Annotated in this window: 12 protein-coding genes and 1 pseudogene; 1 reads left to right on the forward strand and 12 read right to left on the reverse strand. The window is 65.1% G+C overall.

Annotated features, from left to right (window positions below; genetic code table 11):
• Positions 1–78: 78 nt before the first annotated feature.
• The 8 genes from NA29_RS00545 to NA29_RS00580 form a co-directional block, all read right to left on the reverse strand.
• Positions 79–1,263 carry an acetyl-CoA C-acyltransferase gene (locus NA29_RS00545; RefSeq protein WP_039394520.1) on the reverse strand — a complete coding sequence of 395 codons (1,185 nt, stop codon included), beginning with the start codon at positions 1,261–1,263 and terminating at the stop codon, positions 79–81.
• Positions 1,264–1,400: 137 nt separating this feature from the next.
• Positions 1,401–2,909, reverse strand: a complete 1,509-nt coding sequence (locus NA29_RS00550) for a M81 family metallopeptidase (protein ID WP_039394523.1) — start codon at positions 2,907–2,909, stop codon at positions 1,401–1,403.
• Complete coding sequence (locus NA29_RS00555; protein WP_039394526.1) at positions 2,906–4,168, reverse strand: Zn-dependent hydrolase; 1,263 nt, start codon at positions 4,166–4,168, stop codon at positions 2,906–2,908. The genes NA29_RS00550 and NA29_RS00555 overlap by 4 nt, the downstream gene beginning before the upstream one ends.
• 57 nt (positions 4,169–4,225) lie before the next feature.
• Positions 4,226–4,927 carry an ABC transporter ATP-binding protein gene (locus NA29_RS00560; RefSeq protein ID WP_039394529.1) on the reverse strand — a complete coding sequence of 234 codons (702 nt, stop codon included), beginning with the start codon at positions 4,925–4,927 and terminating at the stop codon, positions 4,226–4,228.
• Positions 4,924–5,691 (reverse strand): ABC transporter ATP-binding protein, encoded by a 768-nt coding sequence (locus NA29_RS00565; protein ID WP_039394533.1) that lies wholly within the window; start codon positions 5,689–5,691, stop codon positions 4,924–4,926. Before NA29_RS00565 ends, NA29_RS00560 begins: the two co-directional genes overlap by 4 nt.
• Positions 5,688–6,686 (reverse strand): branched-chain amino acid ABC transporter permease, encoded by a 999-nt coding sequence (locus NA29_RS00570; RefSeq protein WP_039401888.1) that lies wholly within the window; start codon positions 6,684–6,686, stop codon positions 5,688–5,690. Before NA29_RS00570 ends, NA29_RS00565 begins: the two co-directional genes overlap by 4 nt.
• Positions 6,686–7,543: a branched-chain amino acid ABC transporter permease gene (locus NA29_RS00575; protein WP_039394534.1), complete on the reverse strand. Its 858-nt coding sequence runs from the start codon at positions 7,541–7,543 to the stop codon at positions 6,686–6,688. The genes NA29_RS00570 and NA29_RS00575 overlap by 1 nt, the downstream gene beginning before the upstream one ends.
• A gap of 151 nt (positions 7,544–7,694) precedes the next feature.
• On the reverse strand, positions 7,695–8,900 hold the full coding sequence (locus tag NA29_RS00580) for an ABC transporter substrate-binding protein (protein WP_039401890.1): 1,206 nt from the start codon (positions 8,898–8,900) through the stop codon (positions 7,695–7,697).
• Positions 8,901–9,124: 224 nt separating this feature from the next.
• Here NA29_RS00580 and NA29_RS00585 point away from each other — a divergent pair.
• A pseudogene (locus tag NA29_RS00585) lies at positions 9,125–9,961 on the forward strand (FadR/GntR family transcriptional regulator); the annotation flags it as partial.
• Between the two features lie 269 nt (positions 9,962–10,230).
• On the opposite strand, the gene NA29_RS00590 reads toward NA29_RS00585, so the two are convergent.
• From NA29_RS00590 to NA29_RS00605, 4 genes are all read right to left on the reverse strand, one after another.
• A complete protein-coding gene (locus NA29_RS00590) occupies positions 10,231–11,313 on the reverse strand; it encodes an agmatine deiminase family protein (RefSeq protein WP_084103328.1) in 1,083 nt (360 codons plus the stop codon).
• A 64-nt stretch (positions 11,314–11,377) separates the two neighbouring features.
• Positions 11,378–11,956 (reverse strand): molybdopterin-dependent oxidoreductase, encoded by a 579-nt coding sequence (locus NA29_RS00595; RefSeq protein WP_052252422.1) that lies wholly within the window; start codon positions 11,954–11,956, stop codon positions 11,378–11,380.
• A 219-nt stretch (positions 11,957–12,175) separates the two neighbouring features.
• A complete protein-coding gene (locus tag NA29_RS00600; protein ID WP_039394539.1) occupies positions 12,176–15,952 on the reverse strand; it encodes an AfsR/SARP family transcriptional regulator in 3,777 nt (1,258 codons plus the stop codon).
• Positions 15,953–16,213: 261 nt separating this feature from the next.
• Positions 16,214–17,179 carry an aliphatic sulfonate ABC transporter substrate-binding protein gene (locus NA29_RS00605; RefSeq protein ID WP_039394543.1) on the reverse strand — a complete coding sequence of 322 codons (966 nt, stop codon included), beginning with the start codon at positions 17,177–17,179 and terminating at the stop codon, positions 16,214–16,216.
• Positions 17,180–17,484 lie beyond the last annotated feature (305 nt).

The following is a 17,484-nucleotide window of genomic DNA, read 5'->3' on the forward strand; positions in this document are numbered from 1 at the left end:
GAAATGCGAGAGATGTGAAAAAGGCGACGAGGAAATTCCGCGTCGCCTTTTTTGTTGCCGCCCGAATATCGAGCGCGCTTACACCCGCTCCAAAATCACCGCCATCCCCTGCCCGCCGCCAATGCACGTCGTGACGAGCGCGTAGCGTGCGCCGGTGCGCTGCAATTCGTAGGCCGCCTTAGTCACGAGGATTGCACCGGTCGCGCCGACGGGATGGCCCAGCGCAATCGCGCCGCCGTTCGGATTGACGCGCGACGCGTCGAGCGACAGCTCCTTGAGAAATGCGCCGACGACGGACGCAAACGCCTCATTCACTTCGATGACGCCTATCTGCCCGATATGCAGATCTGCCCGCTTGAGGACCTCGCGCGTCGCGACGACCGGACCGAACCCCATCTCCTCAGGTGGCACACCGACCCGTGCATGAGCGACGAGACGCGCGAGCGGTCGCAGCCTCCGTGTCTGAGCGTTGCGGGTGGACGTCAGCAGCACGGCGCACGCGCCGTCGCTGATGCCCGATGCATTCGCCGCCGTGATCGTGCCGCCGTCACGGCGAAACACCGGCTTGAGATGCACGAAATCGTCTGCGCAGGGCGTGGCTCTTACACGCTCGTCTCGCGAGAAAGTGGCGGGCTTGCGTGCGGTGCCAATGTCGAGTGGGACGACCTGCGCGTCGAAGTAGCCCGCCTCGATGGCGTGCGCGGCGCGTTGATGCGAAGCAAGTGCAATGGCATCCTGTTCGGCGCGGCCGATATCGCGCGACGCGGCCACGCGTTCGCCCAACTCCCCCATGTGGACGCCGATCATCGGATCGGTGAGACCGCCCATCAACGTATCGACGGCAACGACGTCGCCGGGACGCGAGCCGAAGCGGTGGGCGGGCAGCATGTAGGGCGCGAGACTCATCGTCTCGGCACCGCCACCGATAGCCGTCTCTGCTTCCCCCGAATCGATGAACTGTGCCGCAAGGAGGACGGATTCGAGTCCCGAGCCGCAGAGGCGATTGACGGTCAGCGCACCGGCGCGAGGTGCGACGCCGCCACCGAGTGCGACACGCCGCGCGAGGTACATATCGCCTGCGGACGTCTGATGAACGTTCCCGAAGATGACCTGATCGATGGTGTCGCCCGAGACACCGGTACGGGCCAGTAGCGCGCGCACGACAGCGCTGCCCAGATCGGCTGGCGGATGCTCGCGCAACGCCCCGCCGAATTCGCCGATGGCCGTACGAACGGCATCGACGATGACGATGTCGGTATTCATAGCGAAGTCCTGACGAATCGACCGAAGGACGAGAGCCGCCGCACGCGGCTCGACGTCTCAGCTTAGGACGCGATTTCGCACAAAACACCTGACAACCTTGACAGGTGGCGAGCGACGGGACGCTCGCCGTCCATCGCTTACACCTCGAACTTCACTTCCCCGTCCAGCGGATACACCGGACGATTCACGCGCGAGAACGGGAACAGGCTGTAGTTCGAACTCGTCACGCCGTTGCTGTCGCACTCGACCAGTCCGGCGGAAATCGGCACGAAGACCGGCCGACAGTACATACGCGACTTCAGCAGCAGAAAGCGTTCGCTGCGCGGATCGAGCCCCACGCACGTGAACACACCGTGATCCCACGGTTCGTGCGTGCGCTCCGTCACCACGATGCGCGCCGCGCCGATGTCGAACAGCACCGTGCGCCCCATGTAGCAACGCTGGCCCGTGTACGTCGGCCCCGTCACGACATACTCACCGTCGCTGATCTTGCGCACGACGCCAGTGAGCACCGGCGGTGTCTTGGTGATGCCCAACTGCGTCAACGCACGCTTGTTGCCTAGCGCCAGCGTGACCTCTGCGCCCTCGCCTGCGGCAATCAACGTCGCCACCGCCTCGGGATCGCACAACGGGCCGACACCGATGCCCGTCAGCCCGCCTGCCAACGCAGCTTCGAGCACGTCCATCGTGTCGCACGTGCCGCCCGACATGCAGTTATCGCTGTGATCGAGCAGCAGCACCGGCTTGTCCGCGCCCTGCGCCAGTCGTTTTGCCTCGGCAATCGAATCCGCGAGGGGTGCGCTGCGATAGACGAAGCCGTCACGCTCGTCCCACGCCTGCGCTGCGATGCGATTGGCGACGGCTTGCGCGCGCGCGACACCGTCGCCACCATCCTCACCTTGCTCGGCCGTCACCACCACGCTGATGCACGGCGCAGGAATGTCGGCGAGCGAAAAGCCCGAGAACACCGACACCGCCAGGATGCCCTCCTCGGCTTCGGCGCGGCGCGCGGCGTCCAGTGCACGCTTCATCGCGCCACCATGACTCGTGCTGCGCAGCGAGTGCACCATTAGCGGCGGCTGTTGCCACACGACCTTCGGGCGACGCTTGCCTGCCAGCATCTCGAACAGCAGACGTCCGGCATGTTCGCCCGTCTCGTACATATCGACGTGCGGATAAGTCTTGAAGCCGACGACGATGTCGGCGTTCGCCACGATCTTCGGCGTGACGTTCGCGTGCAGATCGAGCGCCACGGCAATCGGCGTGTCGGGCGCAGCGGCCCGTACACGCGCGAGCAGATCGCCTTCGCCATCGTCGCTGTTTTCCGCGACCATCGCGCCATGCAGATCGAGCAGAATCGCGTCGACACCGGTGGCCGCGGCCACGATGCGTCGGCACAGTTCGTCATACGCGCTCGCCGCCACCGGACCGCTGGGATTCGCACTCGCGGAGACGGGCGTCACCATCTGCGCACCTGCCGCTTCCGCCAGATCGATGAACGCAGACATCGCCGTGCGCATGTCCTTGTTGTCGCGATAGGCGTCGGCATCGAATGTCGGCCCTTCGTTGCCGAAGGCTTCGAGCGGCGTGGGCACCGGCGAGAACGTATTCGTCTCGTGATTCATCCGCGCGATCATGACCTTCATGCAGCACCTCCGGCGCGTTGCAGCATCGCTTGCAGCAGCACGTTGCAACCGGCTTCGAGGTGCGCCGGATCGGCGTCTTCGATTTCGTTGTGGCTGATGCCGTCCTTGCACGGCACGAAGATCATCGCCGTCGGGGCAACGCGGGCGAGATACACCGCGTCGTGCCCTGCACCGCTGATGGCGTCCATCGACGAATAGCCGAGCGTTTGTGCGCCGGTGCGAATGGCGTCGACCAGTTCCGGTGCGAACGGCTGCGGCGGGAAGTACACGACCTGCTCGATGGCGACGTCGATGCCCTTCGCACTCAGCGCAGTACACTCGGCGCGCAGCTTCGCGTTGAGGGCGTCGAGCGTGGCGTCGTCCGCCGCACGCAAGTCGACAGAGAGCTTCACGCGACCCGGAATGACGTTGCGTGAGTTCGGATAGTTGTCGACCCAGCCCACCGTGCCGCGCGCGTGCGGCGCGTGTTCGCAAGCGATGCGGTTCACGGCTTGAATTAGCTGTGCAGCCGCCAGCAGTGCGTCGCGACGCAGTTCCATCGGCGTCGGGCCCGCGTGTGCTTCCATGCCTGTGATGGTGACGTCGTACCAGCGCTGGCCGAGCGCGCCCTGCACTACGCCGATGGTCTTCCCATGGGCTTCGAGTACCGGGCCTTGTTCGATGTGCGCTTCGAAATACGCGCCCACGTCGCCCGTCTTCCCAACGGCGGATGACTTGCCCGCATATCCGATGCCGCCCAGTGCTTCGGCGACGCTCACACCGTCGCGATCCTTCTGCGCCAGCGCGTGTTCGAGTGTGAACGCGCCCGCATAGACGCCTGAGCCCATCATCACCGGTACGAAGCGAGAACCTTCCTCATTCGTCCAGACGGCAACTTCGAGCGGCGCTTGCGTCACGATGTGATTGTCGTTGAGCGTGCGCAGCACTTCGAGGCCAGCCAGCACGCCGTAATTGCCGTCGAACTTGCCGCCGGTCGGCTGCGTGTCGATGTGGCTGCCGGTCATGACGGGCGGCAGCGCGTCGTTGCGTCCGGCGCGGCGCGCGAAGATGTTGCCGATGGCGTCGATGCGCACCGTGCAGCCGATCTCCTTCGCCCAGGTCACGAACAGATCGCGACCCTGACGGTCGAGGTCCGTGAGCGCGAGACGGCACACGCCGCCCTTCTCGGTCGCGCCGATCTGCGCGAGTTTCATGAGACTGTCCCACAGACGCGCACCGTCAATGCGCACTGCGGCAGCCGGTTGATCGAGACGTTCCATGTTTTCCTGTCCTTGAGAGTTGCATATCGACGCCAGCGGGCACGCCAGTCGGGTGGGCTACGCCACGCCGACGCCGAGATAGCGGTCCTTGACGGCCTCGTCGGCGAGAAACGCCGCGTTGTCCGCGCCATACACGATCACGCCCTGCTCGACGATGTAATGCCGGTCGGCGAGCTGCGTGCAGACTTCCAGATTCTGTTCGACGAGCAGGATGGCCACGCCCGCCTGTTTAATGAGCTTCAACTGCGCCACGATCTCTTCGACGATCACCGGCGCGAGCCCCTCGACGGGTTCGTCGAGCATGAGCAGACGCGGGTGATTCATCAGCGCGCGGCCGATGGCGAGCATCTGCTGTTCGCCGCCCGAGAGTTGCGCGCCCCCGTTCTTACGACGCTCCTGCAAGCGCGGAAAGATGCGGTAAATGTCGGCGAGTTGCCACGGTGAATCGCGTCGCGCGCCGAGCTTCAGATTCTCTTCGACCGTGAGCAGCTTGAAGATGCCGCGATGCTCCGGCACGAAGCACACGCCGCGTGCGGCGATGCGGTGCGCGGGCTGCCCGGCGACCGGCTTGCCCATGAAGGTGATGCTGCCCGCCTTGGGCGTGACCACACCGGCGACGGTCTTAAGGGTCGTCGACTTGCCCGCGCCGTTGCGCCCCAGCAGCGTGACGAGTTCCCCATCGCCGATCTGGAACGACACGCCTTGCAGGATGTGGCTCTTGCCGTAATAGCTGTGAACGCCTGCGACGTCGAGAATCATGCGCGGCCTCCCGTGATCATGTTGCCGAGATAGGCGGCGCGCACGCGGTCGTCGGCACGAATCGCATCCGGCTTGCCTTCGACGAGGACACGGCCTTGCTGCATGACGGTGATCGTGTCGGAGATGTCCATCACGATGTTCATGTTGTGCTCGATCAGCACGACCGTGTGGTCGTCGCGCAGGCCGCGAATGAGTTGCTTCATGTCGTCGAGATCGTCGATGCCCATGCCGGACGTCGGCTCGTCCAGAAAAATCGCCTTGGGACGCGCGGCGAGCGCCATGCCGACTTCGAGGCGTCGCTGCTGCCCGTGCGAGAGCAGACCCGCTGCGGTGTCGGCATGACGTGTGAGCGCGAGCCGCGTGAGCACGTCGTCCACCACGGACGCGCAAGCGCGCGCGCCGTCCGCCTTGCGCCAGGACGACAGCGCCTGACGCGGCGTCACCCCCAATGCTGCCAGACGCAGGTTCTCGCGCACCGAGAGGTTCTGGAACAGCGCCGTCACCTGAAACGAGCGGGCGATACCGCGTTGCACACGACGGTAATCGGCTTCGGTCGTGACGTCATGTCCGTCGAACATGATGCGCCCGCCCGAGACCGGCACGGTGCCTGTGAGCATGTGGAACAGCGTGGTCTTGCCCGCGCCGTTCGGTCCGATCACGGAGTGCACCGTGCGCGGGGCGACGCGCAGATCGACGCCGTGCAGCGCGGTGAACTTGCCATACCGTTTGACGATGCCCGAGGCTTCGATGAGAGCGTCGCTCATGTCGGGTCTCCCTGCGTACTCTGTGTATCCAGTTTGCCGTTCGACGAGTTGCGGCGGCCCGTGATGCGGTACCACAGCGATTCGCCCACGCCCCACAAGCCGCGATGCATGAACAGACTCACCGCGATGAGCAGCAGGCCGAGCAGCAACAGCCAGCGCGGCCACAGTGTCGACAACCAGTCGGCGGCCAGCACGTAAAACGCTGCACCCAGCACCGAGGCGAACAGATTGCCCGTGCCACCGATCACCGTCATCACGAGGATCATCTCGCTGGTGTGGTACTCGATGTTGGACAGCGGCGCGATGCCCGTCATCAGCGCATGCAGTGCGCCCGCCAGTGCCGTCACCGCGCCGGAGATGGCGAACGCCACGAGCTTGAACGTCTTCACGTGGTAACCGATGGCTGCCGCGCGCGTTTCGTTATCGCGAATGGCCAGCAGCGTGCGTCCGAACACCGAGTCCGCCACGCGCAACAACCATGCGAAGACGATCAGGAAGATGACCGCGACGAAGGTGTAGTACTGCCACGGCGTCTCTAGCGGAATCAGCGTCTTGCCGCCGATGGAGAGCGATTTGCGCGGAATATCGAGCAGGCCGTTATCACCGCCGGTCCAGTCCGTCGCGGTATAGGCGAAGAAGTAGAACATCTGCGCACACGCAAGCGTGAGCATCACGAAGTAAGTGCCCTTCTGCCGGATGGCGAAGCTGCCGACGAGGGCCGCAATCGCTGCGCCCAGCACGATGGAGGCAACGATGGCCACGGGCATCGGCAACGACCAGCGCGTGAGCATGATGCCCAGCGTGTAGCTGCCCAGCCCGAAGAAGATGCCCTGACCGAACGACAGCAGACCGGTGTAGCCCAGCAGCAAGTTGCAGCCAAGGACGGCGAGCGCGTAGATCAGCACTTCGGTGGCCAGCGTGCCCGACGAGAGCGCGACCGGCAGGATCAGCGTGACGGCGGCAGCGAGCCACCAAAAACGGTAACGTACGAGCATCATCCCCTCCCGAGCAGGCCGTGCGGACGCATGAGCAGCACCGCTGCCATCGCCACGTAGATCATGAGACGCGCGCCTTCCGGCCAGATCGTGCTCATCAGACTCTGCACAATGCCGATCACGAGACCGCCCACCAGCGCACCGGCGAAGCTGCCCATGCCGCCGATGACGACCACCACGAACGCAATGCCCAGCGCCTCGATGCCCATGAACGGCTCCACGCCACGCACCGGTGCAGCCAGTACACCTGCGAGTGCCGCCGTGCCTGCGCCGAGGGCAAACGCCAGGCTGAACACGCGAAACACGTTGATGCCGAGCAGCGACACCATCTCGGACGACTCGCTACCCGCGCGCACTGCGCTGCCCAGGCGCGTGCCTTCCAGCAACCACCAGAGCACGGCGGCGAACACGGCGGTGAAGCCGATGAGGAAGAGGCGGTACTTCGGATAGATGAAGCTGCCCCACATCACCACGCCGTCGAGCACCTCGGGCACGGCGACGTTATCGCCCAGCGGTCCCCAAATGATGATGACGGCTTCTTGCACGACGAGTGCAAGGCCGACCGTCACGAGAATGTGGAACTCGTGCGCTTTCTCGTAGATGTGCGAGAGCAGGACTTTCTCGGCAATCCACGCCAGCGCACCCACGACGATGGGACACACGATGAGGGCGAGCCAGAACGACATGCCCCATTGCAATGCCTGATAGCAGAAGTACGCGCCGAGGAGATAGAAGGCACCGTGCGCAAAGTTCACGAAGCGCAGCAGGCCGAAGATGATCGATAGGCCGACGGCGAGCAGGAAATACAGCATCCCGATCCCGACGCCGTTGATGACTTGGAGCAAGTAGACGTTCATGCGCGTCCCGGAGAGCTTTGGAGCAGACTTGGAACACCTTGTGCATGCGAGCGCTTCGCGAGCGGATGCAGCACAGACGACACATGCGGGGACGACATGCGTCCCCGCGAGCGACAGACTTCAGATAGCGTAAGACGAAGTGAGGACGGCGTCAGGCCATCTTGCACTCGGTCTTGTCGAGCGGCAGGAACGACTTCCCTGCACTCACGATGTCGGCGTAGTCGTCGGCGTTCTTCATCTTCGCCTTCGCCTTGCCCTTGAGCAGGTAGTAGTTCTTGAGCACCTGATGGTCGCCCTTGCGAATCTCTTCCGGCCCGGTGAGACCGTCGTACTTCAGGCCTTCCATCGCCGCGATGACCGCCTTTGGATCGGCGCTCCCCGCCTTGACCATGCCGTCGAGCATGAGCTTGGTGCAAATGTACGAGCCGGCAAGACTGTAGTTCGGGTTTTGCTTGAAGCGGTCCTGCGTGCACTTGACCAGATCGAGGTTCAGCGGCGAGGCCACGGCGTGCCAGTACTGCGCGCCGAAGTACACACCGTCGCACAGATCCGCGCCGAGCGTCTCGAACTGCTCCAGACCCGAGGCCCACGCCATCAGGATCGTGCAGTTCTTCTTCATGCCGAAGCTCACGGCCTGACGCAGCGTGTCGGACGACTGCGAGCCGAAGTTCAGGATCAGCAGTACGTCGGGCTTCGCGGCAGCGGCGTTCGTCAGATAGCCCGAGAATTCCTTTTCGGTGAGCGAGTGATAGCTGTTGCCCACGTGCTCGATGCCCTTCTCCTTGAAGATGTTCTTCGCGGCGGTGAGCAACCCTTCGCCGAACACGTACTGCGGCGTGATCGTGTACCAGCGCTTGGCCTTCGGCATCGACTCGATGAGCGGACGCACCGTCTGCTCAATCGCGCCGAAGGTCGGCACGGACCAGCGGAACGTGGCGTTGTTGCAGTCCTTGCCGGTGATTTCGTCGGCCCCGGCCGTGGTGATGAAGATGCCACCGGCCTTCTCCACTTCCTTGCCCATCGCGAGCGCTTCCGACGAGAGAATGCCGCCAGCGAAGAAGCGAGCGCCCTTCTGCTGCGCGATTTCCTGCACGCGTCGAATCGCCGTTGCGGGTTTACCTTCGGTATCGAGCGTGGTGTACGCGAGCGGGCGGCCAAGCACCTTGCCGTACTGCTCGACGATGAGCTTCATACCCAGATCGGCGAACTTGCCGTTGGCAGCGAACGGCCCCGACATGGGCACCGGACACGCCAACTGAATGGCCCCGGTGCTTTGCGCGAACACGTCGCGAGCGGTGAACAGAGAGCCGGGCAGAGACGCCGCGGCGGCGAGCTTCAACATTTCACGACGATTCAATTTGATCTCCATTCGGGGAGCAATCGTTCATGGGGTCAAACGCTTTTTTCCCTATCCGTCATATTTATTATGATAAATAGGATGGATTTGATCGTAGGTATAATGATTTTCCGTGTCAATCGGAAAAAATTCCGATCCGGGACAACCCGGAAAGCAAGACACGACGTGCGTTCACCGCTGCGGTGACGCATGTTTCAAGTGCGAAAAGACTCCTGAGGCGCTACATGGCATTGGATGCACACACGGTGCGAGAGCCGTTGGAAATCAAACAGCAAAAGCGGGGCGATCTGGTCGCCGAAGCCATCAAGCGTCTGATCACGGAAGGCAATCTGTTGCCCGGCGATCGTTTGCCGCGCGAAGTCGAATTGCAGCAGATGTTCGGCGTGTCGAAGAGCACGATTCGCGAAGCGCTCAAGTCGCTCGAAGTGCAGGGACTCATCAAGGTGAGCACCGGGCCGTCCGGTGGCGGCATGGTCGTGGAAGTGCCGCTGGAGCGCACGTTCCAGCTCATGCAGAACTATCTCTTCTTCAAGGAAGTGAGCATCGACGACATCTACACGGTGCGTCAGTTGCTCGAACCCGAACTCGCCGCCGGTGCAGTGCCGCATCTGACCGAAGCCGATTTCGCGGCGCTCGAGAACAACATGTCGTGTTGCAGTCCGGCGTCGCACGACCGTCACGAGTTGCTGCGTCAGCGTCAGGCCGATGTCGATTTTCACGACATTCTCGCGGCCGCCAATCCCAACAGTTTCCTGCGCTTTACGTGCGAACTCGTCAACGAGATGATTCGTCAGCTGATCGTGTTCGGTAACGAGACACCGCGTCGCGAACACGAGAAGTTCGGCACGGCCAACGTCAACATCCATCGCGAGATTACGGACGCGGCGCGCGCAGGCGACGCCGAGCGCGTGCGCGAACTCATGCACTTCCACATGCAGGAGGCGCGCACTTATATCAAGCGGATGAACGGGAAGTTGCGCGGCCGTCTGATTCTCGATTCGGACATCGCCGACATGCAGCAGCGGGTGCGCTCGCAGCTGGGTGCGAATGCCGCGCCGGTGTCGCGCCGTAAGCCAACGGCGAAAATGGAGAACGCGGAGAAGAGCGCGACGGCGGACGCTGCACCGGCACCGAAGCGCTCGACGCGCAAGGCGACGGGCGAGGGCGCGGGCACGGCAAATAAGGTCGCGGCGAAGAAGGGAGCAACGAAGGCGTCGGTCGCGAAGAAGGTCGCAGTCAAGTCCGCCGCGAAGACGGCGACGTCGCCCAAAGCGCGCACTGTGCGGCGCACTTCGTCAAACTGAAACGGTAGGCGGTGCAGCGCGAAGCATCACGTCAGCACCGCCGCCGGTTGCTGTTGCGTGCAGCAGTGAATGCCGCCGCCACGTCGGGCGACAGCGTTTAGCGGCAACTGCACGACGCGTCGCTCGGGAAACGCTTGCTGCACGATGTCGCGGGCATGCGCGTCGGCCTTCGCGTCGCCGAAGGCCGCCATCACCACACCGCCGTTCGGCAGGTAGAAGTTCACATACTCCGGCGCGAAGTCGGCGTTGCTTGCGAGATCGACGGGCAGCGCATCGAAGTCCGGCGCGCGTAGCAGGCCGATATCGAAGTGCCTTCCCCGGGCGTCGCGCGCGAGCAGCAACGCTTTCAGATTTTCACGCATCTCCCGCGCCTGCTCGTCGCCACCCTCGGCACCCGACGCCAGCAGCACGCCGGGACGTACGAAGCTCGCGATGCCGTCGATATGTCCGTCGGTGATCGTATCGAGCGCCGAGCCCGGCAGCCAGACGACTTTCGTCACCCCGAGCCAATGACGAAACACCGCCTCGGCTTCGCCACGCGTCAGTCCCGGGTTGCGGTTCTCGTTGAGGATCGACGTCTCCGTCACGATCAGCGTGCCGTCGCCATCGACCAGCAGCGATCCGCCTTCGGCCACGATGGGCGCGAGCGATGTGGTCATCGGTGTCCTCTCGTCAAGCGCACGCGCCACACACTGTGCGACCTTCGCGTCGGCCGCGATGCATTGCATACAGGGCTTCCCCCAGCCGTTGAAATTCCAGCACAGCGCGTGCGGGGTGAGGGCGTCGTCGAGCAGGAAGGTGGGGCCGGTGTCCCGCATCCAGTGATCGTCCACCGGCATCGGGTAGAGCGCGGCGGTATCGGGCAGGGCGCGACGCGCTTCATCCAGACGCTTGGGGTCGACCGCAACGCGTAGCGGCTCGAACGGCGCGATGGCGTGGGCGATGAGCGCCAGTTCCGCCATGAGTGGCTGGCGTTGCGCAGCCGGGACGACTGAATCACCCGGCCACGCCATCCAGCAAGCCGCGTGTGGATGCCACTCCGGCGGCATGCGCCAGTGGCCGATAGCAGTTGTGCCTGCCGTGAGGGGCTTTTGGAAAGATGCCGTCATGATTCGCGTCGCCGTGGGGAAAAATGCCGCCAGTGTAGGCGGCGCACGCGCGCTGCGATTGCCCTCAGAGGGCTGACGGTTCTGCCAGGTGGACGGTGAGGCGCGTGAGTGCACGCACCTGACGCAGCGCGACACGCAGATCGCCGGTCGAAATTAGGCCGATGCCTCCGTCGTCGTCGCCGAGCGGCTGACCGTCGCGCTCATAGACGACCAGGGCGCCGACACCGATCGACGTGTTGTACAGCTCATGCCACGAGAACATGACGGTGTAGCCGTCCGCACCCTGTGCGAGCACGTACGCCCGCGTAAAGTCGCGCGCCTGCGGCAGACGCCACTGCGCGACGTCCAGCAACGCCGTGAGCCGCACACCCTTGTACTCATTCGCACTGCGCACCTTGCGACCGGACAGGCAGACCACGTCCAGTGGCCCGGTCAACTGTGTGGGCAGGCGCATGAGCGCACACAGATCGAAGGAGTGACGGCGCTTGACGCTGCCCGAGACGACGACTTCGCGCGACGTGTGCAAGGCCGTCGCGGGCGATGGTGCAGATGTCGGGGAGAGGCCGGTCGGTACGGGGCTGACGAGCGCGAGGCGGGCGTCCGGCGCCGCGCCGAGGTTCGCGCGCAAGGGATCGATGGGCATGTTGGGTTCGGTGTGTCGGCCTGGGGGAGCCGGTCGTCTCAATATAGCGGCCGACCCCGGCGCAGACATACGAAGTCGCTGATAGCGTTTATTCGCGACGCATAAGCGCGAAGAAAAGCGGGGCCGAAGCTGGCCCCGCATAGGCTCACTGCTGCCGATGAGCGTCACACACAGCGACGGCCGCGCGCATCAACGGCCGCTCAACGGCCGTTCGGCCGTTCAACTTCCGTAGCGGGCAGGATGCGTCGCCCCGGTTTTACCGGTATGACGTGCGGCCACCTCCGCCAGCGTGGCGCGCGCTTCCTGCACGTCCGCCAGCGTCTCGCCGCCTTGCAGGGCGTCGAGCGCATCGCGCAGCACAGTCATGCACTCGGCGTCGCTCAGCGTGTCCGGCGCGTTGCCACCGCCCAGACGCAACAGACTGTGTGCGGCGCGCAGCGTCAACATGGGCGATGCTTGTGCCCGTGCGATTTGCAACGCGTGTTCTAGCCACGGACGGATCGCGTCGTCGGCGTGATGACCCGCACGCAGGAAGTCCCCCTTCTGACGCAGGAACTCCGCTTGCCAGTGACCGTCGCTGCGGCGCGCCGACAGGTGCGCGCCGCGCTCCGCCGCATGCAAACCGAGTGCGATATCGCCGGTGCCCGCGCACGCTTCGACGAGCAGACCGAAGAACATCCCCTCGACGCCACCCATCGTCTCGCTGAGTCGGCCGACGCTGTCGGTAATTCGCTCCAGACCGTTCACATCGCCGCGCGATGCAAGTGCCCACCCGCGAATCGTCTGCCCGGCGAGCGCCCAGAGGGCTACGCCGATTTCGGACGCCACTTCGGTCGCCTCGCTCGCCAAGGCTTCGGCGGGCGCGACTTCGCGGCGCAGGCGGCGCAGCATCGCCGCGAACACCAACGCAAAGGCGAACGAGTAACGGCGGCCCTGCTGACGTCCCATCGCCAGCGCTTCCTCGCTCGCGGCGAGCGACGCGTCGTGACGTCCTGTGAACCAGTAAGCCCAGGAGAGGAACGACAGGCCCGTGATGCGCGCGTCTTCTCCGAGGCCGGTGTCGGCGTGTTCAGGGCGGTAATGCGCCAGACCGGTTTCCAGTGCCGTGATGGCTCCGCCGAAGTCGCCGTGACAGCACAGGCTGTTGCCCAGCGCGTAGTAAGCGTGCGCGAGCAGTGGCGGGGCACCGGCTTGCTCGGCGATGAGGATGAGCTTGCGCGCCAGTTCGACGCTGCGCTCGAAGTCGCTCCACGAGCTGGAGCCGAGCCACAGTCCCCAGTAAACGGGGAAGAGCGCGACGTCGTCGCCCATCGGTTGCGCCAGCGCGAGTGCCGTCTCGAAGTTGTGACGTGCAGGTTCCGAGCCGTAACCGTGCAGGGAGACGAGCGGCACACCCATCGCCATGCGCAGTTGCAATTCGCGCGGCGCGGTCTGTGCGCTGGTGCCGGTCTGGCGCAGCACGTCGAGCGCGCTCTGATAGTGTGCACACGCCTCACGAAATGCCTGACGGCCGGTCGCGTACTCACCGGCGAGGCGGTAGTGCTCGATAGCGGCGTCGGGTTCGTCGGCCTGACGGAAGTGCCACGCCAGCACTTCGGGTTCGGTCTGAACGGCAGCGTGATCGCGCATCGCCAGCGCAATGCGGCGGTGGGCGTCTTGTCGGCGCTCTTGCGGTTGTGCGTCGTACGCGGCTTTATGCAGCAGCGCATGACGGAAGACGTAGCGTCCGAGATCCTGACGCTGCACGAGGGCGCAGGCAACGAGCGTGTCCAGCGCGCGCTCGACGAGCGCCATCGAACGGCCGCTCGCGGCGGCCAGCAATTCCGCGTGGAACTCATGGCCGAGGCACGACGCGAAGTGCGCCACGGGCTTGGCGCTGCCCGCCGCGTCGATGCGCGCCATCATCAGTTCCTGAAGGCTCGCGGGCATCGGCATGGTGTTCGCTGCGTTGCGTCCGCCTTGCTGCGCAGCCGTCGCGCGTGCCAGTTCCTGAAGGAACAGCGGCACGCCTTCGGCCAGATGCACGATGCGCTCGCGCATGGCGGCAGGCAGGGCGACGCGCGGCGTGGCGGCCCGCACGATGGATGCTGCGGCCCCTGCGTCGAGCGGTGCGAGATCGATGCGGCGAAGTCCGACGGTATGTCGCCAGGGCAATTCGAATTCGGGGCGGGCGCAGACGATCAGCAAGCGTCCGCCGGGCGCATTCTCCGCCATCGTGGCGAGCAATTCCTGCGTGGACGGATCGGCCCAGTGCGCGTCGTCGAGCGTGATGACGCCGCCGTCCGGCAACAGCGCGGCGAGCAGCGTGGGCGCTTCGTTGAGCACGGCCTGCTTCCACGCATGCGGCACGTTGCCGTCGGCATGCATGTCGAACAGCGCGCGCAGACGCCTCAGGGCGAGCAGCGCGGGTTGCGGCAGCTGCGATGCCTCGACCGTCGACTGGGCACGCAGCCAGCGCGCGATCGGATGGAACGGCGTGCCCGCACCGTCCTGCGCGCAGGCGAGATCGATGGAGCGCAGGCCGCCCGTCTCGACGAAGTGACGTACGAGCGCTGTCTTGCCGATACCGGCTTCACCGATGACCAGCGCCAGCACGCCGTGGCCAGTGCTGGCGTCGCGCATGGCCGCGTGGGCGGCGGCGAGTTCGGCCAGTGCGGCGTCGCGGCCGAAGAGCGTGGCAGCGCGGCGGCGGGAACGACGCTCGGGGGTGGGATCGGGGTTGACGCGAAAGACCGGAATCTCGCGATTGCCGTGACGCTCCCGCACGCTGCCGTGCGCCGTCGTGGCGATGGCAACGCCGATGAGGCGTTGCGTGGCGTCGCAGATCACGACTTCGCCGGGCAGCGCCATGTCGGCGAGCTGTGTGGCCGAGCGCGAGACGCGACCGCCGGTGTCGGGGCTATCGTCGGCCGCCGAGCTGATCACGAGGCCGGTGTGAACGCCCACACCGATGCCAACGCGTGCGGTACTCGCCTGCACGCAGCGCATGGCGGCTTCGACGGCATGACGTCCCGCACCTTCCAGTGCCGTGGGGTAACCGAAGTAGCCGAGCAGGCCGCCGGTCGGGGTGCGCAACGTGTAGCCCCACGACTGGCGCAGGATCGTCTCGCACTGCACGAGGGGCGGGCGCATCATCGCGACGAGCTGGTCGGGATCGTCCACGCCGCTTGGCGCAAGTTCGATGGCCACGACAGTGATCTGACGACGCTCGGGGCCGGTCGCGCGCTGCTCCATGCGTGAGGGCGGCGTCTCGAGCAGTTGCGTCAGCGCGTCGCCGGGTAACTCGCCGAGTTCTTCATGCAAGATGTCGCACAGACGGCGGTATTCCGTCTCGGCGTCGTCGCGACGTCCGGCGCGTAGCAGCAGGGCGATCAGGCAATGCCAGCCGGTTTCGTCGAAGGGGGCGAGCGCCACGAGTTGACGCGCGTGCGCCAGCGCCTGATCGAGATCGCCCAGACGAGCGTACCCGTCGGCCAGCAGGCGTTCGCCAAAGACGCGGCGGCGCTGATATTCGTCGCGCTGGAGTTCGATCCACTGTTCGAGATCAGGCGTGTCGCGCACCGAGAGGCCGTGAAGGAACGGCCCCTGATACAGCGCGACGGCATCCGCCAGGTGCTGGAGGTGCGCCGCGAGATCGAGCCCGGTGACGGCATCGAGCGTGCGGTTTGCCTGCTCGATCATGCTCGCGAAGACATGCGCGTCGATCCACAGCCCGGTTTCCGGACGCAGACGCACGACCTGACGATCGGATTCGAAGAGTTCGTCGCCGAGGGTGTCGCGCAGATGGAACAGCATGCGCTTGAGCTTGTCGCGACCGCCCTGGCCGTCTTCGTCGGGCCAGAAGAGATCGGCCAGCGCGCCGCGTGTGTGATAGCCCGGTTGCAGGGCGAGATAGGCGAGCAGGCCACGCGCTTTCGTGTATTTCACGGCGCAGGCCTGTTTGCCTTGTTCGACCCGCATCGGTCCGAGCAGGTAGAGCGATCTGTTGGCTTGCATTGTCCTTGGACGGCAAATAAGCAAAACCGGCGGGGCCGCGAGGGGCATGCGCCGGTATTGCGAATTTCATGATGTCATCCCGTCGGCATGCCAACGAGACGCCAAGGCCGTTCCGGGGGGGCTCCGGCCAAATGCTTTAGGTATTACATACCGAAGTATAAACAGGTGTCTTAATTCCGTCGGAAATACCTTAAAGAATCGCTAATGAATACCCGGGGTGTCATGCGCGCGCCATGGTGATGTGCGGGGTGTCCGGAACGCTCAGGCGGGGGCTTGCCAGATGGTCGCATCGGCGGCGTCGATGCGCCGGGGCAGCAGCCCCGCCTGCGTGAAGACGTCCGCAATGCGCTGCTGCTCGGCGACGGCGTCGCGCACGACCGGCTGCACGTCGTAGCTGCGGCGCTTGTTGGCGGCTTCCACGGTGGCGGCGTCGAGCCCCCACACTGGCGACAGCTGAGCTGCGGCCTCGCGCGGGTTGGTGCGTACCCACTGACCGGTCTCGCGCAACGTGCGATACACGTCGCGCAGCACGGCGTCGTGATCACGCGCGAAGGCGGGCGTGGCGAGGTAGTAGCGCTGATAGCCAGCCAGCCCACGTGCCGTGGTCAGGGTGCGTACCTTGTCCTGACGCTCGACGCTCGCGAGGAACGGATCCCACGTCACCCAGGCGTCGACATTGCCGCTGGCGAATGCTGCACGACCGTCCGCCGGGGTGAGGTAGGCGGGCTGCACGTCGTTGATTCGCAGACCAACGCTTTGCAATGCCGCGATGAGCAGATAGTGCACGCCTGCGCCCTTCGTCACAGCAATGCGCTTTCCCTTGAGATCCGCGAGCGTTTTGATGGGTGAGTTCTGCGGGACCAGAATCGCTTCGGCGTCCGGCGACGGGGTCTCGCGCGCGACATAGGCGATGCGTGCGCCCGCCGCCTGGGCAAACACCGGCACCGTGTCCGCGACGTCCGCAGAGAAGTCGATGCTGCCGACGTTGAGCGCTTCGAGCAACGGCAGTCCGCTTGTGAATTCGTGCCATGTCAGCGTCACGTTGTGCGGGGCCAGCGCCTGCGCCAGCGTGCCGCGCGCCTTGGCGAGCACGATGAGCGTCGACGACTTCTGATAACCGATGCGCAGGGTGAGCGGCGTGTTGGCCGCGCGTGCCTGACGGCTGTGCGTGAGCACACCGGCCGCCCCCGCGATGCCAAGCGCGTTGAGCGCACCGCCCGCGAGCATCGCGGTGCCCGCGCGCTGAAGGAAACGCCGACGCGCAGAAGGGGGGGACGAGAGCGGGGCGCTGTCGGTGTTGTCGACGGCGGCGGCAAAGTAGGTGGAATCAGGCTGGCGAGTCATGAGCGGTGCAAGGTGAGGGCGGTGAGCGGGAGCGCTGTGAACGTGAACATCTGAATGTGAACGACGCGCAGCGCAACATGCGGCGCGCTGCGCCGTCGTTACTTGTATCGCGACGCATCGCGCTCACGCCAATAAGCGATTCGGCTTTGCTTAGTGTTCTCGCCGTCATATCGATATCGGGGCGATGC

The organism is Pandoraea sputorum (assembly GCF_000814845.2).
GTDB classification, from domain to species: Bacteria; Pseudomonadota; Gammaproteobacteria; order Burkholderiales; family Burkholderiaceae; genus Pandoraea; species Pandoraea sputorum.